The sequence below is a fragment of the Deinococcus aestuarii genome, assembly GCF_018863415.1.
Classification (GTDB): Bacteria; Deinococcota; Deinococci; order Deinococcales; family Deinococcaceae; genus Deinococcus; species Deinococcus aestuarii.
The window spans coordinates 1-21,683 of the sequence record NZ_JAHKSN010000002.1 but is presented as its reverse complement, the minus strand read 5'-3'; the positions used below and the strand labels follow the sequence as shown (position 1 = coordinate 21,683).

The following is a 21,683-nucleotide window of genomic DNA, read 5'->3' as shown; positions in this document are numbered from 1 at the left end:
TCAGGTCCGGCCCCCGTCATTTCTGGAAGGTGTAGGTCTTGAGGTCGGCCGCCGCCAGCGGTTTGGTTCCCGCCTTGAAGCCGTTTTGCTGCAACACGTACGCCAGCACGTTCAGGTACTCGGCCTCCTTCAGGGAGCCGGGGTGGGTCTGCGGCATCGTCGTGCTCTCGATGAAGTAGTAGTCGTCGAGGGTGTTCTTCGACCACTTCTTCAGGAAGTCCGGCCCGGCGAGCTTGGGGGCGCCGCCGTTGCTCAGCGTGGTGCCGTGGCAGGCGGCACACTGCGCGGCGTAGACCTTGGCCCCGGCGGTGGCCTGCGCCTTGGTGTAGGCGGGCGTGGTGGGCGCGGCGGCCAGCGTGAGCCCCGCCAGGGCGACCGTCAGGGGGTAAGCCACCTTGTTCATTCCGGGGACTCCTTTCGGAAGACGGGCAACAGGAGCGCCGTGACCTCCCGGGCGGTGGCGCGCGCCGAGCGCTGCCCGGTGTACAGCCGCGCCAGGAAGAAGCGTTCGGTGACGGCGGTGTAGGTCTGGGCCAGGGTCTCGGCCGGAAGGGCGGACGTGACGAGGCCCCGCGCCTGCATCCCCGTGAAGACCCGCGTGTAGATGGCGATGAAGGGCAGGTGACGGTCGGGGTTCTTGTCGGTCTCGCGCAGCACCAGCCGGGTGAGTTCGAGGTCGCGCACGAGCAGCGTGTAGAGCTGCTCCAGCCCCTCCCCGATCCGGTCCCCCAGCGCGAGGTCGGGCGGCCCGGCCATCACCTGCGCGGCGGCCCCCTGCCAGGCCTGGATGGTCTGGACGATGATCTCCTCGTACGCGGCCTCCTTGCTCGGCCAGGTCCGGTAAAAGGAAGGCTGGGTGAGCTGCGCCGCCGTCACGATGTTGCTGACCTTGCTGCCCTGGAGGCCGTGGCGCGCGAACTCCCGGATCGCCGCCTCGCGCAGCCGCTGGGTGTTGTGCAGGTGCCGCCTGGTCTGCGGGTGCAGCGTGGAGCCTGGCGAACTGTCCATGCCCCTCTCCCTCCTTTGCCGTGCGTGTGTCCCCCAAGCTAAGCGCGGGTAGATGTATTCTCAAGCGGGAACACAGTACCTTTGGCTGCAAAGGGGCCTTGGGGCAGACGGGGCGGCGGGGAAGGGCTGGGGGCCCTGCTCGCGCTGCGGCCAGACGTGGCCCGCCGGGCCGGAGACAGGGAAGGAGCCGGTGGCCCTGCCTCCCGGCCACTCCCTCCCGTGGGTCTGTGAAGCTGCCGACCCGACTCCGGGCCCGGGCGGGTCGGGTGTCCCGCGGTCCTCTTACAGGGCCGGGCCGTCTGCCCCCACCGCCCGCGGGTCGTCCACGTCGTCCTCGTCCTCGTCGGGGAGGGGGAGGTTGACGCGGAAGGTCGCGCCCCCGCCCGGGGTGTCGAGCACGTCGATCTGACCGCCGTGGGCGTGGGTGACCTGCTGGGCGATGGTGAGCCCCAGGCCCGCCGAGCCCGCCTCCTTGCCCCGGTAGAACTTGTCGAAGATGCGCCCCTTGATGTGGTCGGGGATGCCGGGGCCGTGGTCCACGATGCAGACCTCGACGTGGCCCTCCCGCACGTCGGCCTCCAGTTGGACGAGGCCGGGGCTTCCGCAGACCCGGATCGCGTTGCTCACGAGGTTCACGAACACCTGGGTCAGCCGCCCGGGGTCGCCGATGATCTCCACGTCGGGGGCGCTCGCCTGCACCCCGTAGTCGCGCCCGACCTGCCGGACGATGTTGCCCACGTTGATGAAGTGCATCTCGATCCCCTGCACGAGTTCGCCGCGCGAGAGTTGCAGCAGGTCGTTGACCAGCCGGGTCATGTTCTCGGCGACCCGCTGGGCGTCCTGGAGGGTCTGGGAGCCCCCCGCCTCGCGCTCGGCTCGGCGCAGGTAGCCCAGCAGCGCGGTGAGCGGCGTGCGCAGCTCGTGGCTCGTCTCGGCGAGGAAGGTCTTCTGGAGGTTGAGCGCCTCCTCGAGTTGCCGGGCCTGGGTCTCCAGGCGCTGGCGCTGGCCCTCGGCGATGCCGCGCAGCCGCTCGACCTCCTCCAGCCGCGCTTGCAGCGAGAGGTTGAGTTCACGCACCGCCTGCTCGGCGCGCTCGCGGCGCTCGCGGGCGTCGGCCTCGGCGATGGCGCGTTTCACGCTCGGCGCGAGGCGTTCGAGCCGCTGCTTGAGGATGTAGTCGGTCACCCCCTGGCGCAGGGTGTCCACCGCGACCTCCTCCCCCATCGCGCCCGTCACGATGATGAAGGGCAGGTGCGGATCGAAGGCGTGCGCGGCGTGGTAGGCCGAGAGGCCGTCGTAACTCGGCAGGGCGTAGTCGCTCAGGACGAGGTGCGGGCGGTGGGTGCGCAGGGCCCCTTGAAAACCCGGCTCGTCCTCGACCCGCTCGACCTGCACCGGCCAGGGAAGGTCGCCCTCCAGGTGCAAGATCACGAGTTCGTGGTCGAGTTCGTTGTCCTCCAGGTGCAGGATCCTCAGCGGCTGGCCGGGGACGGGCAGCGAGCGGTCGGGGGAGGGCGCGGTCATGGGGCGCGGTCCAGTTCGGGCGCCGGGGCGGGGGCGTCCAGCGGCAGGGTGACGTGGAAGGCCGCTCCTGAGCCGGGCACCCCCTCGGCGCGGACCCGGCCCCCGTGGCGGGTGACGATGCGGCGGACGTTGGCGAGGCCGATCCCGGTCCCCTCGAACTCCTCGGCGCGGTGCAGGCGTTGGAACACGCCGAACAGTTTATCCGTGTAGCGGGGATCGAAGCCCACCCCGTTGTCCCGCACCGTCACGGTGAGGTCATGCCCCTGCACCTGCGCCCCGACCTCGATCTCGGCGCGCTCGCGGGTGCGGCTGTACTTCAGCGCGTTGCCGAGCAGGTTGGAAAACACCTGGGTCAGGAGCGCCCCGTCCCCCTGCACGGTGGGCAGCGGCGCGAAGTGCGTAATGATCTCCCGGCCCGCCCGGTCGGGCTCCAGCCCCGCCCAGACCTCGGCGAGCACGGCGTTCAGGTCCACCGTTCCCCGGCGCAGCTCCTGGCGGCCCATCCGCGAAAAGGCGAGCAGGTCGTCGATCAGGCGGCTCATCCGGGCCGCCGCGTCGGTGATCACGCCGAGGTAGCGCTCCCCCTTGGGCGAGAGGTCGTCTCCCACCTCCTTGCGCAGCAGGTCGCCGAAGCCCACGATGTGGCGCAGCGGCGTGCGCAGGTCGTGCGAGACGGAGTAGGAAAAGGCCTCCAGCTCGCGGTTGGCCTCCTGAAGCTCCAGGGTCCGCTGCCGCACGCGCTCCTCGAGCGAGAGGTTGAGGACCTCGAGGTCCGCGCGCGCGGCCTCCGCCTGGGCACGCAGGGCGTCGTTGTCGAGCGCGGTGGCAAACCGCTTGGCGAGTTCGAGGGCGAGGTCGTGGTCGCGCTCGGTGGGTTCTTGCCGGAAGGTCAGCCCCAGCACCCCGCGCACGGTGCCGTCGCGCCCGGTCAGCGGATAGAGCCCGGCCCCGCTCGCCCCGACCTCGTGCAGGAGGGGATGCGACCGCAGCAGGCGTTCCTCGCCGCCCTGCGCCACCTCCGCCGTCAGGCCGCGCAGGGCGTCTTGCACCCCGGCCGCCGACCACGCCTGCCCCACCCGCGAGGTGGCGAGGGGGCGGGACATGGGCGCAGGGCCCCACAGCGCCCCGCTCTCGGCGAGTTGCAGGGTGATGCGGTCGAGCGCCGCGCGGTAGGGCTCACTTCGCGCCGCCAGCGGGTCCTCCGCCCGCGCCGTGAGCCGCTCGGACACGTCGGCGAGGAGCCGGGCGGCGGCCTCGGCGTGGACCTGATCGTCCACGTCGGTGCTCGTGCCCACCCACTCGATGATTCCTCCGCCCGCGTCCCGCACCGGGAGACCGCGCGTGACGAAGGTGCGGTACATGCCCTCCTGGCTCAGCAGCCGGTGTTCGGCCTCGAAGGGGCGCCCGGCGCGCACCGCTGCCGCCCAGCGCGCCCTGTACTCGGCGCGGTCTCCCGGGTGCAGCAGGGTGAGGAAGCTGTCCCCGGCCCGCGCCGGGCCCACGTACTCCGCCCAGCGGCGGTTGAAGTAGGTGGGCTGGCCCCCCGCGTCGGTGAGCCACACGATCTGCGGCAAGCCCTCCAGCACCCCGCGCGAACGTTCCTCGTTGCGCTGGGCGAGGCGCTCGGCGCTCACCCGGTCGTGGATGTCGGTCGCCGAGGCCACCCACTCGGTGACCTCGCCCCCCGCGGCCCGCACCGGGGAGACGCGCAGCACGAACCAGCGGTGGGCCCCGGAGAGCCCCGCCCCGGACAGCTCGAGCCGCACCTCCGCCTGGGCGCGTGTCTCGCCCCCCTGCGCCTCCTCCCACAGCCGGGCGTAGGCGGGCAGGTCCCCCGGATGCACGCGCGCCCGCACGGGGTCAGCGCCCAGCCGCTCGCGGTGCTGGGCGTTCACGTAGGTGACCCGGCCGCCGGGGTCGCTCACCCACAGCATGTGGGGAATCGCGTCGAGCACGCCCCGGTAGCGCCGCTCCCCCGCCTGAAGGGCCCGCTCGGCCTCCAGCCGCTCGGTCACGTCGCGCACGACCTCGAGCAGGCCCAGCACCTCGCCCCCCGGGCCGACGACCTCGCTGCGCCCGGTCTCGCCGGAAAAGACGCTGCCGTCCGAGCGGCGGTAGGGGGTGGTCACCCCGTGGAAGGTGCGGCGGTCCTCCAGCCGGGGGTCGAGGTGCAGCCGCGCGAGGGGCTCCCCGGCGAGGGCTCCCGGCGCGTGCCCGAACTGCCGCGAGAGGGCCGGGTTGACGAGCTGGATGCGGCCCCCGGGATCGGTAAAGGCCGCTGCGTCCTGCATCGCCTGGAAGATCGCCTCGAACTCCGCGCGCGACCGCTCCAGCCGCTCCTGCGACTGGGCGAGGCGGCGGCTGGCGACCTCGGCGCGCTCGCGGGCGTGAACCTGCGCCTGGGTGAGCAAAAAGGCCAGCCCCGCCACGAACAGCCCCGCGACGAGCACCCCCACCGGCACCCCCGCCGCCACGTCCCGCCCGAAGCTGAAGGGCGCGGCGAAGCGCAGCTCCCAGGTCGCGCCCGCCACCTCCAGCCGCGAGACGTCCCGGAAGCCGACCGGGCCCGGGGGCGTGGGGGGCGCGCCGCGCAGGGGCACCCCGTCGAGCAGCGGGCGCACGCTCAGGTCGCCCGCCCCGCCGGAGGTGAGCAGCCCCTCCAGGAACTGGTCGGTGCGCACGGCGAGGTACACGAAGCCGCGCAGATTGCCCGATTGCTCGACCGGCAGCAGCAGCAGCAGCCCCGGCAGGGGCCGCCCCGAGTCGTCGGTCTGCACGAGGTCGAGGGGCCGGGTGGTCTGCACCGCGCCCCGCTCACGCGCCCGCAAGATCGCCTCGCGGCGCCGGGGCTCGGTCATCATGTCAAACCCCAGGGCGCGGCGGTTGCTGGCGTTCAGGGGGGAGATCAGCGTGATGGGGGTCGCCACCGCCCCGCCCTGGCCCACCGTCCAGCGGACGAAGCCCACCGCCTGCACCCCCGGGTAGCGGCCCCCCAGCCCCAGCGTCCCCACGTACGCCGTGAACTGGGCCGGGCTGGGTCCCTGCGGGCCCTCCACCAGCCAGAAGGACCGGGTGGCCCGCAGCAGGTTCTCGTAGTCGCTCAGGCGGTCGCGCAGCCCGAAGGTGTACGCCCCCGCCTCGCGCTCGAATCTGGCCTGCTGCTGGTCGAGCACGAAGCGGTTGAGCAGCGCCGACGCCGCCACCGTCAGCAGCAGCACGAGCACGAGCACCGCGAGCGGAATGCTGCGGTGGCGCGGCAACCCCCTGCCCCACAGCCGCGTCAACGCGCGACCTCCAGCGCCCCCAGAAACACGCCCGTCGGCACGTCCGCCCCCGTCCAGGCGAGGAAAGACAGCCGCGCCTGGTGGGCGAGCATGGAAAGGCCGTTCTCGGTGCGGGCACCCACCCGGCGAACATCGCGCATCAGGCGGGTCTCACGCGGCGTGTACACCATGTCGCTGACCAGGGCGCCGGGGGCGAGTGCGGGCGGGTCGGGCAGCGGGGTGGCCTCGGGGTCGCTCAGGCCGCCGCTGCTGGCGTTCACGAGCAGCCGCACCTCCCCCCACGGCACCTCCTCGCGGGGCTGGGCCAGGCCGCCCAGGCTCCCGGCGAGCGCCCGCGCCTTTTCGAAGGTCCGGTTCACCACCCGCACGTCGTGCCCGCGTGTGCTCAGCGCCCACACCGCCGCCCGCGCCGCCCCCCCCGCCCCCAGGACCACGGCGACGCCTCCCCGGGGTGCCCCCGCCGCCTCCAGCGCGGCGGCGAGCCCCGGCGCGTCCGTGTTCTCGCCGATCAACCGCCCTCCCCGGTGGATCACCGTGTTCACCGCGCCGATGGCCCGCGCCCCCGGCGAGAGGTCGTCGAGGAGCGCGAGGGCGTCTTCCTTGTGCGGCAGGCTGAGGTTCGCGCCCAGGACGCCGGGTTCGCGCAGCCGCTCCAGCGCCCCGCCCAGTTCCCCGGCGGGCACCCGCAGCGCCGTGTACTCGCCCCTGAGCCCCGCGTGCCCGAAAGCGGCGCGGTGCATGGCGGGCGAGAGGGAATGCGCCGCCGGGTCGGCGTACAAGAAGGCGCGCAGGACGTCGGGAGAACTCACGCCCGTCAGTCTAGCGCCCGGTTTCTGAGCCCGGCGAGGCGGGCCGAGGGCAGGTTGAGCTTTCGCTCAGGTCGCGGGTGGATTGTGGGTCGCCACACGTCACCCCCGCCCCACGCGCCGGACAATGCGGGCGTCCGAAATGATCTCACGTTTCCCGACTCCCCCCGACACCGCCGCTGGGGGGAGAGTGCGTTTCGCACGCCCCACAGGACAGGAGCCACGTTGACCGACCGCACCCCAGGCCAGCCCACCCCCGCCCCAGGCGGCGCCCCGACCGAAGCCGCGAGCGGCGGCGCGTCCGCGACCCTGCACCTCGCCAACCAGCGTGAGGCCTTTGCGCTGCTCGGCGCGGGCGACGCGAACCTGCGCCGGATGCGCGAGCTGACCCCCGCCCGGATCATCGCGCGCGGGGAGACCGTCACCATCACCGGGGAGAGCGCCGACGTGCAGGCCGCCGAGCGCATGGTGCGCGACGCCCTCGACGTCGTTCGCGGGGGCGGCGAACTCACCCCGGAAAGCCTGCTGCGCAGCGCCCGCCTCAGCGGCGAGGGCCGCAGCCTCGCCCAGGAGACGCAGGTCAGCGGCCTGAGCCTGCCGCGCGGCCTCAAGCCCAAGACGCCCGGCCAGAAGGTCTACCTCGACCGGATCGAGCGCTCCGACATCACCTTCGGCGTCGGTCCCGCCGGGACGGGCAAGACCTACCTCGCGGTGGCGATGGCGGTGCAGGCCCTCAAGGGCAAAAAGGTCAAGCGCATCATCCTGACCCGCCCGGCGGTCGAGGCGGGCGAGCGGCTGGGGTTCCTCCCCGGCGACCTCCAGGCCAAGATCGATCCCTACCTGCGGCCCCTGTACGACGCCCTGTACGACATGCTCGACCAGGAGAAGTTCGAGTCGTACCTGACGAGCGGGGTGATCGAGGTGGCGCCGCTGGCATTCATGCGGGGCCGAACCCTTAACGACGCCTTCGTCATCCTCGACGAGGCCCAGAACACCACCGGCGAGCAGATGAAGATGTTTCTCACCCGCATGGGCTTTTCCTCGAAGGTCGTGGTGACGGGCGACGTGACCCAGATCGACCTGCCGCGCCACGTGACGAGCGGGCTGGCGGTCGCCAAGCGGGTGCTGGGCAACATCGAGGGCATCGCCTGGCACGAGTTCACCGACGTGGACGTGGTGCGCCACCCCCTGGTCGGCAAGATCATCAAGGCCTACGAGAAGGCCGAGGATGCCGAGCAGGACAAGCGGGCGGCGCGCCGGGGCGAACTCGCCAGCGTCTCCGAGGAGACCGTCGACACGCGGGAGTAGGGGATCGGGAGAGAAGGCGGGCACTCCGGGAAGGGGCGCCCGCTTCCCTTTTGAGCCCTGCTACCTCTGCCTCGCCTTCCAGCGACTCAGGCTCAGGAGCCCCCCGCCCAGCACCAGCCCCCACACCGCGCTTCCCACGCCCAGGAAGCTCACGCCGCTGGCGGTCACGGCCAGAGTGAGGAAGGCCGCCTCCCGCTCGCCCTCCGTCCCCAGCGCGGAGGCGGCGCTGCTCAGCGTCGTGGAGACGAGCGCGAGCCCGGCGAGGGCGGCGACCACGGGCGCGGGAACGGCCCCCACCGCGCCCACGACCCAGCCCGCGAACACGCCCAGCATCAGGTAAAAAAAGGCCGCGCTCAGGCCCGCGACCCAGCGCCGCTCGGGGTCGGGGTGCGCCTCCTCGCCCGCCGCGATGGCCGCCGTGATCGCCGCGAGGTTGGTCGTGTGCGCCCCGAAGGGGGCCGAGAGCAGGCTCGCCACCCCCGACCACGTGATCAGCGGCGAGGTCGGCACCCGCCCGAACCCGCACGCCCGCAGCACCGCCACCCCCGGGAGCTGCTGGGAGGCGAGCGTGAGGACCGTCATCGGCAGCGCGAGGGTCAGCATGGCCCCCACGCTGAACTCGGGCGTCGTCCAGACGAGGGTGCCCGGCCCGCCCCCCGTGACCGGCCCCACCACGCCCGACGCGAGGGAGAGGGCCGCCCCCGCCAGCAGCGCCGCCGGGACCGCCCAGCGGGCGAACCACACCCGCCCCGCCAGGAAGACCGCGATCATCCCGCCCACCGGCAGCGGTGCGGCGGGAAGCGCCCGAAAGGCCCCCAGCACGAAGGGCAGCAGCACGCCCGCCAGCAGGGCGTTCGCCAGGGTGGAGGGAATGCGGCGGGTGACGTTCTCGAAGGCCCCTGTCACCCCCAGCCCGGTCATGATCAGGGCGCTCAGCACGTAGGCGCCGAGCACCTCGGGATAGCCCAGGCCGCGGGCGGCGGCCAGCGAGGCGACGAGGGCCAGGCCCGGCGTCGTCCACGCCATCTTGACGGGGGCGCGGTATCGCCAGGTCAGCACCCCGCCCGTCACGCTGATCGCCAGGTAGCAGCTCAGGACCCAGCTCACCGTCTGCCCGTGCGTGAGCCCGAAGTCCCGCGCCGCCCCCACCAGCAGCCCGATGCTGCTCGCCGCGCCCACCACCACGGCCACGAAGCCCGCCGTGACCGCCGACCCCGAGCCGTCCCGCCGCAGGTCCGCCAGCGCCGTCAAGGCTGGAACCGCTCCGCACGCCCGCCCACCCACACGTCCGCCGCGCCGTTGTCAGCGGGTGTGAACTGTGCCGTCAGCCGCGAGGGTGCCCCCGGCATCCGCTGTGCCCCCCGAATCATGTTCGTGGTGGTCGGCAGGCGGCCCGTCACCCCGAGGACCCCCACCAAACAGGCGAACATGTTGCTGCTCGCGCCGTCCTCCAGAAAGCCCTTCAAGGGCCCGAAGGCTCGGAAACTCACGTCCGCCCGGTTGGGTCCGCCCATCGTGAAGAGGATCAAACCCGTCGTGTCCGTCGCCCGGTTGAGGCCCGAGATGGCGTCCGCGTCCGGTGTGAAGCCTTCGAGTGCCGCCAGATCAGCGACCTCCACCGCCAGATTCGGGCGGCCCGCCGAGGCAATCCAGGCTGTTCCTCCCGTCACGCCGAGCGGGGAGAGGTCCGCCTCCACCTTCCGCGCCGTCACGTCCCCCTGACGCAGCAGCCACTCGCCGCCGCACAGTTGCGCGGGCATCACCTCACCGCCCATCGTCACGTCCACCACGTCGAGCAGTACTCCTTGAGGTTGCAGGAAGGCGAGGGCCGCGAGCGCTCCGGAGTCCGAAGTGCCCTTCTCCTTGCCCGGGGTGAAGACCCGCAGCGACACGCCCGCTACGTCCGCCGACCCGACGAAGACGGAGAGGGGAGCACCGGACTGAGCGGCCTGGGCCTGGAGGTCGCCGGAGGCGCCTTGGAAGACGGCGACCGTTTTGCCGCCCTCGGGGCCGGGGGGGGAGAGGACGCGGTAGTGGGCGAAGGTCTCGGTCGGGGTCATCTCCGGGCTATTTCAGCACGTCAACGGAGAGGGACGCCGTCCTTGCCTTGAAGTCCTCTATGTCCCTCCGCACGGTCTCAAACAGGTCAGCGGCAGCGAGCACACGATCTGCCACTGCTTGAATTCTTGCCAGGAGGTCAGGCGAAGTCTTCCAGAAAGCTGTTGCCTGATGCAGCGTGCCGCTGAGAAGGTCGCCCGGGTAAAGCTCGGCGTCCAGCAGGGGGTTCTCTTCCAGCAACGGCAGTGCAAGAGGCACCAATGTTTCTGGGTAGAACTGTTGGCCGAGCATGACTCTAAGGTCGCCCGGCTTGAAGTTCCGCAGAGGAGTGACCAGCAGGCGCTCACAGCGATCAATCAACCCTGAACGGAAGCTCGAAGGCTTCAGCGGGAGAAGGTGATGGAGTTGGGCGAGGGACTGTCCTACGTCCACCTCCCGGTGTTTCTTCTGTCGAGAGGGTTTTGCTCTAGGCACTCACCCATTCTCTCAACACCTGCTCCAGGTGCGCGTCGTCCAGCTCGCCGTGCTCGGCCAGCGCCTTGATATGGTCGGTCACCTGCCGCAGCGCCTCGTCGCCGTAGTGCAGGCCCAGCTCGCGCGCCCTGTAGGCGATGGCGTGCTTGCCCGTCACCTTGCTCGCGGCCTGGATGCGGCGGCCCACCCCGAAGACGCCGGGCGGGATGGCCTCGTAGGCGCCGGGGTTGAGGTAGATCGCCTTGAGGTGCATCCCCGCCTTGTGGTTGTAGGCGAATTCGCCGGTCAGGTAGTTGTTCCAGGGAATCGGCAACTCCACCATCCGCGCGATCATGCGGTCGAGTTCGGGCAGCAGGTCGAGGTTGTACTTGTCGATCAGGCCCTGCGGGTCGAAGGTGAACATCCGCGCCAGGAAGCCCCCCAGCGGCGTGATCCCGTTGCGCTCCCCGATCCCCAGGATGGTCGTGTCGATGTGGGTCGCGCCCGCCTCGACCGCCTCGTAGGCGTTCGACACCGCGCAGCCCGTGTCGTTGTGCCCGTGGAACTCGATGCCGCACTCGGCGTGGATGACCTTGCGGACCTCGCGCACGAGCGTGTACACCTGCCGCGGCGTGGCGACCCCCACCGTGTCCGCCAGCCCGACCCGGTGGACGCCCAGGTCGGAGACGGCCCGGTACACCGCCATCAGGTCCGCCTCCTGGGAGCGGAAGGTGTCCTCGGCGCTGAAGCGAATCTGGAGGTTCGGGTGGTTGGTCTTGATCCACCCGATCACCTCGGACGCCGTGTCGATGATCTGGCCGATGTCCTTGCCGTGGGAAAATTCCCGGAGAAAGGAACTCGTGCCGAACAGCAGGTCCAGCCCGTCCACCCCGAGGTCCACCGCCCGCCGCACGTCCTCCATGTGGCAGCGGACGTGGGTCAGAATCTTCGACCGCAGCCCCAGCCCGGCGAGCAGGCGGATGTCCTCGGCCGTCTGCGCACTCACCATCGGCGTGGTGACCTCGATGAATTCCGCCCCGAAGGCGTCGAGCGCCCGCGCGATCTCGATCTTGTCGCCCTGTTTGAAGTTCCCGCGCGCGAACTGCTCGCCCTCCCGCAGCGTGGAGTCGATGATGGCCCAGGACCGGGCGGGGATGGGGGGAACCGGGGAGTCTGTCGTCATGGGAGGCCTCTCGCCCCGGCATTCTGCCGATAAACCTGATGAGTGTCAATCGAAGAGGGGTATATGATTTTCATTTGAAAGGCAGTCGTGCTCACGATCCGGCAGGCTGCCACCCGAACCGCTCAGGCACGGTGACCCTTTGCTGAACCTCGTCCTCACGCCCACCGTTCCCCGCGCGGCGTAGGGTTCGGGCTATGACGCTGCACAAGAGGACGCTGGGCCGCACGGGCCTGCAAGTCACGGAGATCGGGTACGGCGCGTGGGGCATCGGCGCCGACGCGTGGAAGGGCGCGCAGGACGACGAGAGCCTGGAGGCGCTGCGGCGGTACGTCGAACTCGGCGGCAACTTCATCGACACGGCGATGGGCTACGGCGACGGCCACAGCGAGCGGCTGGTCGGCCAGGTGGCCCGCGAGCACGAGGGGGTGTACGTCGCCACGAAGATCAGCCCGAAGAACGGGCAGTGGCCCGCCGCCCCGGAGACGACCGCCGAGCAGGCTTTTCCCGCCGATCATGTCATCCGCTGCACCGAGGCCAGCCTGGAGCGGCTGGGCCTGCCCACCATCGACGTGCAGCAGCTCCACGTCTGGAACGACTCGTGGCTGGGGCAGGGCGACTGGCAAGACGCGGTGGCGCAGCTCAAGCGCGACGGCAAGATTCGTCACTTCGGCATCTCCATCAACGACCACCAGCCGGACAATGCCGTCCGCGCCGTTGAGGAGGGCGTGGTCGAGACGGTGCAGGTGATCTACAACGTCTTCGACCAGTCGCCGCAAGACCGCTTGCTCGACGCCTGCCGGGCCAACGGGGTGGGCGTGATCGTCCGTGTCGCGCTCGACGAGGGGAGCCTGACGGGCAACATCACGCCCGGCACCACCTTCCCGGAGGGCGACTGGCGGAACAACTACTTCGGCGGCGACCGCAAGGTGGAATTGCAGTCGCACCTGCGGGCCATCGAACAGGAACTGGGCATCACGACGGCGCAGCTTCCCGAGACGACCCTGCGCTTCGTCCTCAGCCACCCGGCGGTGAGCACCGTGATCGTGGGGATGCGCAGCGTCCGGAACGTGGAGCGCAACGCGGCGCTGGCCGACGGGCGCGGCCTGCCCGCCGAACAGGTGGCCCGGCTCTACGGGCACCGCTGGGACCGCAACTGGTACAACCCGGCGGAGTAGAAGGCGGAGGAGAGGGGCGGTGTGGGGTAGGTCCCGCCGCCCTTCTTCCTTGACTCCCTGTCGTGGGGGATCCGGGGAGGTGCGAAGCGGATTTGCCAAGCTCTGCTGGGCGGCCCTGTCAGTCGAGGGGTGCGAAGCAGAGGAGCAAAAGAGCGCTGTTTTCTACCGCTCCAACGGCAACTCCACTGGCTGCCCGCCCTCGCGTGAAGACCTCTGCATCGCCAGCACGATCTCCTGGTCGAGCCGCGCCTGCTCCCCGCCGTAGGTCGGCTCACCGCCCGTCCGCACCGCATCCACCAGGCTCATCAGGCAGCCCGCCACGGCGATCTCGTCGTCGTGCCACTGGACATTGTGGCCCTTGCGGGCGGTGGCGAAGGGGTTTTCCCAGACGACCGTGGGGTGCTCGGGGTCCCCGGTGTGGGCGACGATGGCCCTGAGTGCCCCGCCGTCGTTGCGTTCCAGCCGCCGCTCCAGGGTGATGAACTGCGGGGCCTCGCCGTCGGGGGTCAGCAGGCTCAGGCGCTCGTCCTGGCTGTGGGCCATGCCGACCGTGATGCCCATGCCCTTTTCCGCCAGGAAGCGGCTGCTCCGCCACCAGCGCAGGGGGGAGTCGTAGCCCACGCTCGTCCAGTGGAAAATCCCGAGCCGCCCGTCCTCGAACTCGACGAGGGCGTGCTCCTGCGTCTCGGTGCGCTCCCCGCGCGTGTCTGCCAGAAAGGACCAGTGGGGGGCGAGGCGGTAGTCCCGCACCATCCCGACCACCCGCACGGGCCGGGCATCGAAGCCCAGGTAGCTCCGCATCACGCTGACCCCGTGGTAGCCGTGCCCCGCGAAGTCGCTGAAGGAGGAGTGGACGCGCCCGAAGACCCCGGCCTCGATCAACTTCAGCTTGATCTGTTCCAGTGGGCGGCGGTGGAACTGCTCGGCCACCTCGACCTTCAGGCCCCGCTCCCGCGCCGCCCCGATGATCGCGTCCGCCTCCCGCAGGTCGTGGGCGATGGGCGTTTCCAGGAGCACGTGCAACCCGTGCTGGGCGGCCATCAGCCCCACCTGTCCATTGGCCCCGTAGGCGACGGAGACGATACCGAGCTGCGCCCCCGTCTCCCGGATCAGGCGAGCGAGGTCGGTGAAGGGCGGCACGCCCAGGCTTTCCCCCAGCCGCCGCGCCGACGCCTCGCTCCGCCCCCACACGCCGACGAGGGTGACGTGCTCTGGAAGCGCCTGGACGAGCGGCCCATAGAGGTAGTCGGCGCGGGCGGCGGTGCCCACGATGGCGACGCGCAGGGGTTCAGGCATGGCCCAGGAATACACCCTGGGGCGCCCGGCGGGGCTGGCCTTCCCTTCAGGGTCCGCCGCCTGTCGGGTCGTCCCCGGTGGCTGGACGTGGAGCTGGGCCTTGGTCCGCGCTTAAGACGCCCCGGACCTGTCCCGACGCCCCTCTCCGTAGAGTGCCCGGCGGAGGTTTTTCCCTTGTTCAGCCCTCACTTGCGAGACATCCTGCGGTTGGCCCTGCCCGCGAGCGCGGAGGCCGTGATCCAACTGCTGTTCAATTTTCTGGCGCAACTGATCGTCGCCTCCCTCGGGGCGACCGCCGTGGCCGCCGTCGGTTTTTCCAACAACGTCACCCTGATCGCGATCTTCACGCTCGCCACCCTGGGGACGGGCGCGGGCATCCTCGTCGCGCGGGCGCGGGGGGCGGGGGACCGGGAGGCGGTGGCGCGGACCACCGGCACCGCCCTGCTCCTCGCCTCCGCCGTGACGCTCGCGCTCGTACTCGTCCTGAGCGTCTTTGCCCGGCCCGTGCTGGGGGGGCTGGGGGCTCCCGCCGAGCTGGCCGAGACCGCCACGCCCTTCTTTCAGGTCGCCCTCCTCGGGGTGCCCCTGATCGTCCTGAGCGTGGTGGCGGGGAGCGTCATGCGTTCGCTGGAGCAGCCGCGGGTGCCCATGTTCGCCACCCTCGTCGCGGCGGCGGTGAACGTGGCGGTGGGGTACGCGCTGGTGCGGGGCGTCGCCGGGCTTCCCCGCCTCGGGTTGGTGGGGGCCGCGTGGGGCGCTCTCGCCGGGCAGGTGCTGCGGGTCGTGCTGCTGGGCGCCTTTCTGTACGGGCCGCGCGGGCTCGTGCCCTGGGGCTGGTCGGGGGTGGGAGCCAGGGGCCGCGCCCTCGTCGGCGAACTGCTGCACCTCTCGCTGCCCCTGGCGGCCACGCAGCTCGCGTGGAGCGGTGGAAATCTGCTCTACGCGCTGTTTCTCGCGCGGCTCGGGACGGAGGTGCTGGCCGGGGTGCAGATCTCGAACACGCTGGAGGGCATCTTCATCGTGGCGTCGTCGGGGCTGGTGCCCGCCGCCACCGCGCTGATCGGTCAGGCGGTCGGGCAGGGGGACGCGGGCCTCGCGCGCGAGCGGGCGCGGGTGGTCGAGCGCTTCGGGCTGGTGACCGGGGTGGTCTTCGGGGCGCTGTTCGCCCTCTCGGCCCTGGCGCTGCCCGCGCTCTACCCGGCGGTGGGGGCGGAGGTCCGGCAGGTCGCCCTGAGCGCCATCCTCGTCAACGCCGCCATCCAGGTCGTCAAGGTCGCCAACCTCGTGCGCGGCGGCGGCATCCTCCCCTCGGGCAGCGACACGCGCGGCGTCTTGATCGGCGACGCCGTGGGCGCCTTCGCGGTCGGGCTGCCGCTGGCCTGGGGGCTCGCCTTCGGGCTGGGGCTCGGCGTGTGGGGCGTGCTCCTCGCCCGGGTGGCGGAGGAGGTCGCCAAGGTGCTGATCTTCGCGTGGCGGGCAAAAAAGCTCGCGTGGCCGCGCGTGATCGCCGCTCAGGCGGGGGTGGCGGCGGCCTCGGATTGAGGAGCCAGGAGAGAGGGGGGCAGGGTTCCCGGCAGCAACGCCGCCCCTGCCCAGGCTTTTCTCTTGACCAGGTTCAACCTCTCGGGTCACCAAAGCAAGGTGCCGCTGGCTCAGGCTGCTGACCCTTGCGGGAGACTCGGAGAGCCGCGAAGCGGACTTGTCAAGCTCTGCAAGCAGCTCTGCGAGTCCGCGAGTCCGCAGGAGAGGGCGCCCGCGCAGCAACGGGTAAGGGGCGTGTGACCCACGCATCCGCTCCACCAAAGGCACCAGACACAGCGCACACTCGGCCAAGATGACAGCCTGGCCCCTGCCCCCTCCCTTTCACGGCCTCTTCTGCATCAGCGCCGTCCGGTTGCAGCGCGCCACGACCTCGCCCCGCTGGTTGATCGCCCGGTGTTCGACGGTGACGATCCCGGCGTCCGGTCGGCTGCGGCTCTCCCTCACCTCCAGCACCTCCGACTCCGCGCGCAGGGTGTCGCCGTGGAAGACGGGTGTGGGGAACACCACGTCACTCAGCCCGAGGTTGGCGACCAGGGTGCCCAGGGTCAGCTCGTGGACGCTCAGGCCGACGAGCAGGCTCAGGGTCAGGAGGCTGTTCACCAGCGGGCGCCCGAACTCGGTCGCGGCGGCGTACTCGTGGTCGAGGTGCAGCGGCTGCGGGTTCATCGTCAGCGTGGTGAAAAAGACGTTATCCGCCTCCGTCACCGTGCGCGTCACCCGGTGGCGGATGACGGTGCCGACCGGCAGCTCCTCGAAGTAGCGGCCCTGGGGGCGGTTGAGGTCCTCGTTCACGGATGCTCTCCCCGCGCGTGCAGGGTCGCCCGCGCCCGCGCCATCATGGGCTCGTCCACCATCTGCCCCTCGAAGGAAAAGGCGCCCCGGCCCGACTGCGCCGCCTCGTGTGCGGCGCCCAGGAGACGGCGGGCCCGCTCGGCCTCGGCGTCGGTGGGGCCGAAATGCTCGTGGGCCAGGGGCACCTGCGCGGGGTGGATGCACAGCTTCCCCGCGTACCCCAGCGCCCGGCCCTGCGCGGCGTCCTCCCGGAAGGCGGCCTCGTCCCCCAGCCGCGTCACCACGATGTCGAGGGCGGGCACCCCCGCCAGCCGGGCGGCGAGGGCCACCCGCGAGCGGGCATACAGCACCTCCAGGTTTCCCACGGTCCGCTGCCCCCCCAGGTCGGTCACGTAATCCTCCGCCCCGAAGTACGCCCACGCCACGGGCGGCACCAGGATCTCCCGCGCGTTCCAAACCCCCGCGCCCGTTTCCAGCCCCGCCATGACGGGCAGGCTCAGGCCCCGCCCCGAGAGCGCCTGCGCCACGAGCCGCACGTCCGCCGCCGACTCCAGCTTGGGGACGACCACGCCCGCGAGCTCGGGGGTCAGCACCCCGAGGTCGTCCCCGAAAAAGGGCGAGTGGACGGCGTTCACCCGCACGAAGACCGCGAGGTGGGGGTGCGCGGCGATCAGGTCACGCGCCGCGTCCCGCGTGACCGTGCGGGCCGCCGCCTTGGCCTCGGGGCCGCTGGGCACGGCGTCCTCCAGGTCGAGGACGACGGCATCCGGCTCAGCGCGGGGCAGCTTGGCGATCAATTCGGCGCGGTTGCCCGGCGCGAAGAGCACGCTGCGGGGGCGCGGGATGGGGGAGGTCAAGCGGCTCCCTCCCTGGTCTGGACGGTGAGTTCTGGACTGGGCACGCCCACCAGCATAGTCGGCGGCGGGAAGGCGGGCGGTCCCTACACGTCCAGCTCGTACCGCACGACGTGAAACCCCCTGACCTGCCGCTCGTCCACCGCCCGGAAGCCCGCCGCCTCGTACAGGGCGCGGAGCTTGGGCCGGGTGGCGGCGGTGTCGAGGCGCAGGAAGGGGACCCCGGCGGCCCGCGTTTCCCGCACGGCCTCCTCCAGCAGTCGGGAGGCGAGGCCCTGGCCCTGTGCTTCCGGGTGGACGCCGAGTTTGTGCAGGTACAACGCCTCCCCGGGCGCCGCCTGCGGCCAGAAGAGCGGGTCCTCGGAAAGCAGGGCGAAGGTGCCGACGGGCCGGGTTTCCAACCACGCGACCCGCCAGCTCTGCGCCGGGTACTGCCGCTCCAGGCGCTGCGGCGTCAGGCTGGACACGGGCCACAGCGGCCTGCCCAGCGCGGCGAGGTGGGCGGCGGTCGCCGTGAGCACGCCCGAGGCGGCCCCCACGTCCCCCCGGGTGAAGGTGAGACTCGTCATGGACCCGGGCCTAGCCTCCCAGCGCCGGGGCGGGCTCGATGCCCGTCGCGGAGAGGTTGCCGCCGCGCGCCTCCAGCCGCACCCGGGGCAGCGGGCCGTTCGCCTTGCCGAAGACGGCTTCCCCGGCCCTCAGCGGGTCGAACACGCTGTAATGACACGGGCAGCCGAGCTGCGGGTGACGGTCCTGGGCGGGCGGGCGGTAGTTGTACGCGAAGGCGAGCACCTCCGGGTCACGCACGAGGTTGACCGGGCAGCCCAGGTGGGTGCAGACCCGTGAGTAGGCCACGTAGTGCACCCCGTCCTCGCTCAGGCCGCCGGGCACGGGCTCGGGCACCCGCAGCAGGACGCAGGGCCGCCCGGCGTAGGTGAACTCCACCTGCGCCCACTCGGCGGCGAGGTCCGACCGTGCCGCCACCCGCACGGCCTCCCCCGGCAAGAAGTCGGGCTCGCCCGCCCCCTCCTTCCCGAAGGTCACGCGCGAGGCGTACCAGCCCATATAGCCGAACGCCCCCAGCGTGCCCGCCACCGGCACCACCCACCAGCGTTCGAGCAGGTCGCGTCGGGTGAATTTTTTGGAACTGGGCCTCACTGCCCTTCCTTCTGCCACCGCTCCAGCACGTCGAGGAGGGCGTTCAGCTCGTCCGGCTTCAGGTTCGGGTAGGCGGGCATGGCCCCCTTGCCGTTGACGGTCACGCTTCTAAGCGCCTCGCGGGAGAGGGCGGACACCCGCAGGCTGGGACCCAGGCCGCCCTGACCGTTCGGGCCGTGGCAGCTCGCGCAGTTCGCGGCGTAGACCTTGAGCCCGGGGTCGTCCTCGTTCTGCCGGGCACGGATGGCAGTGATGAGGTCGTCGGCGTCCCGCCCCTTGGGGTCGAGGGTCCGGTAGCGTTCGAGCGCCGTCAACGCGTCTGCGTCCTGCCCGAAGCGGGCGAGCGCGAAGCCGAGGAGGAGTTGCGACTCGGGCTCCCGCGGGGCGAGCTGCGCCGCCGCCTGGATGAGGCGGAAAGCCTGCTGCGCTTCCTCGGGCGTAGGGTCCTTCGCGTTCTGCCCCTGCTGGTCGGGCCGCGTCAGGAGCAGGATGCCCAGCCGCCGCAACGCCTCGGGCTGGCGGGGATCGAGCCTCAGCGCGTTCCCGTACGCGAGGACGGCCTGCGCGTACCGTGCGGAGTCGAAGGCGGCCCGGCCCCAGGCGACGTACGCCGCTTTGTCCCCTGTGGCCTCGGCCCTCTTCCTCAGGCCCGGCAGCGCGAGCACGTCCCGCACGTCCTGCGCCTCGCCCGCCCCCAGCGAGGCGAGCTGCCAGCGCGGCACGAGGGTCACCGCCCCGGCGACAGTCACGAGCGCGGCCGCGGTCAGCCCCGTCAGCGCGAGGGTGCGGGTGCGTCCGCTCCGCTCCCGGGGCGGAGGGGCGGGCGGCAGGGCGTCCAGTGAGCGCAGGGTCAGCGCCGCGCGGCGTTCGAGGTCGGGGCGGCGCGAATCGTCCGTCAGGTTCGCCAGTTCCCCGTACAGGCGGTCCTGCTCGGCGGTCAGCCGCTCGCGCTCCGGGGCGTCGGGGTCGGCGGGCAGCCCCCCGCGTAAGGGGAGCAGGACGAGCCACAGCGCGGCGAGGACGACGAGGGCGAAGACGGTCAGGCCCAGGATCACGCCCCACCTCCCGCCCGGTCGTCCCGCCGGGTGTCCCGCCTCACCTGGGCGAGGAAGGGGTCAAAGGGTTCATCGGCGACCGGCTCGGGGGTGGACGCGGGCGCAGCATTCTTCTTCCGCAGAAAGCCCCACAGCACCAAGCCGCCCCCCGCCAGCGCGAGCAGCGGCGCCCCCCACAGCAGCAGATTGCTCCCCTCCTTGGGCGGGTCCAGGAGCACGAAATTCCCGTACCGCGCCGAGAAGTAGGCATAGATGTCCCGGTCGCTGCGCCCTGCCGCCACCTGCTCGCGCACGTCGCGCAGCATCTCCCGGCTGATGTCGTTCGTGCTCTCCGTGATCGGCACCCCCGTGCAGATCGGGCAGCGCAGGTTCGACCCGACGAACTTCGCCCGCGCCTCCTGCTCCGGCGTCAGGGCCAGCGACACGGACAGCAGCACCCCCACGACGAGGGCGACGAGCCGCCGCAGGGCTGACGGCTGACGGCTGACGGCTGACCGCTCCCTCACAGCCCCGTCACCCCGATCTTCTCCAGCCCCACGTTCAGCCGCTCGCGGTCCAGGCCGCCCCGGTCCACGTGCTGAACCACGCCCGCCCGGTCGATGAAAAACGTCTCGGGAATGCCCGCCACGCCGTAGTTGATGCCCGTCTTGATGCCCGGGTCCCGCAGCGAGGGATAGGCGAGGGCGTACTCGCGGATGAAGTCGCGCGCATTGCCCTCGTTCGTCTCCTGAAACAGCACGCCGACGACCGCCAGCCCCTGCCCGGCCCCCTGCCGCTCGCTGAGTTCCCGGAAGAGGGGCGCCTCCTCCCGGCACGGCCCGCACCACGACGCCCAGAAGTTCACGACGACCGGGCGGCCCCTGAGCGAGGCGAGGCTGACCCGCGTGCCGTCCAGACTCTCCAGGGTAAATGCGGGGGCAGGCTTGCCGACGAGCGGCCCGCCGTCCGTGGCATTGCGCGCCGGACTCAGCAGCGCCGCGCCGAGCACCCCGACGAGGCCCGCGGCGAGCACGGGCGGCAGCAACCGCCGCCACAGGGGGACGGGCGCCTTGGTGGTCGAATTTGTCTTTGTGGAGAGGTCAGTCACAGAGTACCGTCCCGTGTTTTTGAGAGCGTGGGTGGTCAAAAGGGCGATCACACCGACGCATTAGGTTTCTTTTACCCCTTCCCCTTGAGGGGGAGGTCGGGACTCGCAGAGCTGCGGAGCAGAGGGGGTGAGCGGGCGGAGCGTCACAGGAAAGGCAGTCTTCACCTCTCCGCCTCAGTCCGTCGCCGGGGCCGTCCGCGTCACGGGCACCCGCACCGCTGCCCGCCGGGGCGTCACGAGCGTCAGCCCCGCCCCCAGCACCACGACCAGCGTGCCCCACCAGATCCACGACACCAGCGGGCTCTCGATCAGCCGCACGCTCGCCCACTTCCCGTCCGCGTCGAAGGCCGTCACCACGAGGTAGGTGTCGCCCAGCAGCCCGTAGCGCACGGCGGGCGCGGCGAAGGCGGAGTCCCCGCCCTGCACGTAGGTGTTCAGCCGTGCCTCGAAGGGCTGACCGTCGATCAGGACGCGGGCCACCTGCGACTGCCTGTAAGGCCTGACCTCCCGCCGGATGCCTTGCAGCGCCAGCGTCTCGTGCAGCAGTGTGGTGGAGGGGGCGCCGACGTTGAGCGTCGTCTGCGCGTCCTGCCGGTACGCCCCCGAAAAGGCGATCCCGAGCGCCATCACGACGAGGCCGACGTGGGCGAGGTAGGCCCCGTAGCGGCGGGGCTGCTCACGCACGAGGGTCATCAGGCCGCCGCCCCGCTGCCGCATCGCCCGGACCGTGAGCAGCCCGAGGCCGACGAGGTTGTAGGCCGACAGCGCAACCGTCCCCAGCACGCCGGGACTCCGCACCCCGAGCGCGAAGGCGATCACGCCCGCCCCGACACCCGCGATCAAGAGCGGACGCAGCGCCCGCCACAATCCCTGACCTTCCGCCCGCCGCCAGGGGAGCAGCGGCCCCACGCCCATCAAGAGCAGCAGGCCCAGCCCCAGCGGAATGGCAAAGGCGTTGTAGAAGGCGGGCCCCACCGACGCGTCCCGCCGCCCCTGCACCGCCTCCACGAAGGTGGGGAAGAGGGTCCCGACGAGGACCATCACCGCGAAGACGAGGAACAGCCAGTTGCCTGCCAGGAAGGCACCCTCACGGCTCAGCG

Annotated in this window: 21 protein-coding genes; 3 read left to right on the top strand and 18 right to left on the bottom strand. The window is 71.8% G+C overall.

Annotated elements, in window-relative coordinates; genetic code table 11:
- Positions 1–16 precede the first annotated feature (16 nt).
- The 5 genes from IC605_RS03165 to aroE all read right to left on the bottom strand — a co-directional run bounded on the left by IC605_RS03165 (position 17) and on the right by aroE (position 6,625).
- The gene (locus tag IC605_RS03165) at positions 17–403 is read right to left on the bottom strand and encodes a c-type cytochrome (protein WP_216318904.1); all 387 of its coding nucleotides are present in this window, start codon (positions 401–403) and stop codon (positions 17–19) included.
- On the bottom strand, positions 400–1,008 hold the full coding sequence (locus IC605_RS03160; RefSeq protein WP_216318901.1) for a TetR/AcrR family transcriptional regulator: 609 nt from the start codon (positions 1,006–1,008) through the stop codon (positions 400–402). The genes IC605_RS03165 and IC605_RS03160 overlap by 4 nt, the downstream gene beginning before the upstream one ends.
- A gap of 282 nt (positions 1,009–1,290) precedes the next feature.
- Positions 1,291–2,532 (bottom strand): hybrid sensor histidine kinase/response regulator, encoded by a 1,242-nt coding sequence (locus IC605_RS03155; RefSeq protein WP_216318899.1) that lies wholly within the window; start codon positions 2,530–2,532, stop codon positions 1,291–1,293.
- Entirely contained in the window at positions 2,529–5,816 is a 3,288-nt protein-coding gene (locus tag IC605_RS03150) for a PAS domain S-box protein (protein ID WP_246580367.1), read from the bottom strand. The genes IC605_RS03155 and IC605_RS03150 overlap by 4 nt, the downstream gene beginning before the upstream one ends.
- Positions 5,813–6,625 carry a shikimate dehydrogenase gene (aroE, locus tag IC605_RS03145; protein WP_343216488.1) on the bottom strand — a complete coding sequence of 271 codons (813 nt, stop codon included), beginning with the start codon at positions 6,623–6,625 and terminating at the stop codon, positions 5,813–5,815. The genes IC605_RS03150 and aroE overlap by 4 nt, the downstream gene beginning before the upstream one ends.
- A gap of 222 nt (positions 6,626–6,847) precedes the next feature.
- Between aroE and IC605_RS03140 the strand changes: the two genes are divergently transcribed.
- Positions 6,848–7,930, top strand: coding sequence for a PhoH family protein (locus IC605_RS03140; protein ID WP_216318896.1), 1,083 nt, complete (start codon positions 6,848–6,850; stop codon positions 7,928–7,930).
- A gap of 60 nt (positions 7,931–7,990) precedes the next feature.
- On the opposite strand, the gene IC605_RS03135 is transcribed toward IC605_RS03140, so the two are convergent.
- Genes IC605_RS03135 through lysS form a run of 4 tightly spaced genes read right to left on the bottom strand, consistent with a single transcriptional unit; the run spans position 7,991 to position 11,624 of the window.
- The gene (locus tag IC605_RS03135) at positions 7,991–9,181 is read right to left on the bottom strand and encodes a benzoate/H(+) symporter BenE family transporter (protein ID WP_216318893.1); all 1,191 of its coding nucleotides are present in this window, start codon (positions 9,179–9,181) and stop codon (positions 7,991–7,993) included.
- Positions 9,178–9,990, bottom strand: a complete 813-nt coding sequence (locus IC605_RS03130; protein WP_216318890.1) for a PhzF family phenazine biosynthesis protein — start codon at positions 9,988–9,990, stop codon at positions 9,178–9,180. The genes IC605_RS03135 and IC605_RS03130 overlap by 4 nt, the downstream gene beginning before the upstream one ends.
- A gap of 7 nt (positions 9,991–9,997) precedes the next feature.
- A complete protein-coding gene (locus IC605_RS03125; RefSeq protein WP_216318887.1) occupies positions 9,998–10,420 on the bottom strand; it encodes a contact-dependent growth inhibition system immunity protein in 423 nt (140 codons plus the stop codon).
- 34 nt (positions 10,421–10,454) lie between these two features.
- Complete coding sequence (lysS, locus tag IC605_RS03120) at positions 10,455–11,624, bottom strand: homocitrate synthase (protein ID WP_216318884.1); 1,170 nt, start codon at positions 11,622–11,624, stop codon at positions 10,455–10,457.
- Positions 11,625–11,818: 194 nt separating this feature from the next.
- Here lysS and IC605_RS03115 point away from each other — a divergent pair, with 194 nt between their 5' ends.
- A complete protein-coding gene (locus IC605_RS03115) occupies positions 11,819–12,799 on the top strand; it encodes an aldo/keto reductase (RefSeq protein WP_216318881.1) in 981 nt (326 codons plus the stop codon).
- A 162-nt stretch (positions 12,800–12,961) separates the two neighbouring features.
- On the opposite strand, the gene IC605_RS03110 is transcribed toward IC605_RS03115, so the two are convergent.
- A complete protein-coding gene (locus IC605_RS03110; protein ID WP_216318878.1) occupies positions 12,962–14,095 on the bottom strand; it encodes a Gfo/Idh/MocA family protein in 1,134 nt (377 codons plus the stop codon).
- A 174-nt stretch (positions 14,096–14,269) separates the two neighbouring features.
- Here IC605_RS03110 and IC605_RS03105 point away from each other — a divergent pair, with 174 nt between their 5' ends.
- On the top strand, positions 14,270–15,637 hold the full coding sequence (locus IC605_RS03105; RefSeq protein WP_216318875.1) for an MATE family efflux transporter: 1,368 nt from the start codon (positions 14,270–14,272) through the stop codon (positions 15,635–15,637).
- Positions 15,638–15,958: 321 nt separating this feature from the next.
- On the opposite strand, the gene IC605_RS03100 is transcribed toward IC605_RS03105, so the two are convergent.
- The 8 genes from IC605_RS03100 to IC605_RS03065 form a co-directional block, all read right to left on the bottom strand.
- Positions 15,959–16,429 (bottom strand): MaoC family dehydratase, encoded by a 471-nt coding sequence (locus IC605_RS03100; RefSeq protein WP_216318872.1) that lies wholly within the window; start codon positions 16,427–16,429, stop codon positions 15,959–15,961.
- Positions 16,426–17,286: an HpcH/HpaI aldolase/citrate lyase family protein gene (locus IC605_RS03095; RefSeq protein ID WP_216318869.1), complete on the bottom strand. Its 861-nt coding sequence runs from the start codon at positions 17,284–17,286 to the stop codon at positions 16,426–16,428. Before IC605_RS03095 ends, IC605_RS03100 begins: the two co-directional genes overlap by 4 nt.
- An 83-nt stretch (positions 17,287–17,369) precedes the next feature.
- Positions 17,370–17,852, bottom strand: coding sequence for a GNAT family N-acetyltransferase (locus tag IC605_RS03090; RefSeq protein ID WP_216318865.1), 483 nt, complete (start codon positions 17,850–17,852; stop codon positions 17,370–17,372).
- Between the two features lie 10 nt (positions 17,853–17,862).
- The gene (locus IC605_RS03085; protein WP_216318861.1) at positions 17,863–18,441 is read right to left on the bottom strand and encodes a Rieske 2Fe-2S domain-containing protein; all 579 of its coding nucleotides are present in this window, start codon (positions 18,439–18,441) and stop codon (positions 17,863–17,865) included.
- On the bottom strand, positions 18,438–19,496 hold the full coding sequence (locus IC605_RS03080; protein WP_216318858.1) for a c-type cytochrome: 1,059 nt from the start codon (positions 19,494–19,496) through the stop codon (positions 18,438–18,440). Before IC605_RS03080 ends, IC605_RS03085 begins: the two co-directional genes overlap by 4 nt.
- Positions 19,493–20,002, bottom strand: coding sequence for a cytochrome c-type biogenesis protein (locus IC605_RS03075; RefSeq protein WP_343216487.1), 510 nt, complete (start codon positions 20,000–20,002; stop codon positions 19,493–19,495). The genes IC605_RS03080 and IC605_RS03075 overlap by 4 nt, the downstream gene beginning before the upstream one ends.
- Complete coding sequence (locus tag IC605_RS03070) at positions 19,999–20,583, bottom strand: TlpA family protein disulfide reductase (RefSeq protein WP_216318855.1); 585 nt, start codon at positions 20,581–20,583, stop codon at positions 19,999–20,001. Before IC605_RS03070 ends, IC605_RS03075 begins: the two co-directional genes overlap by 4 nt.
- Before the next feature lie 174 nt (positions 20,584–20,757).
- Positions 20,758–21,683 (bottom strand): cytochrome c-type biogenesis CcmF C-terminal domain-containing protein (locus IC605_RS03065; protein ID WP_281416195.1); only part of this gene is annotated, 926 nt, incomplete at its 5' end.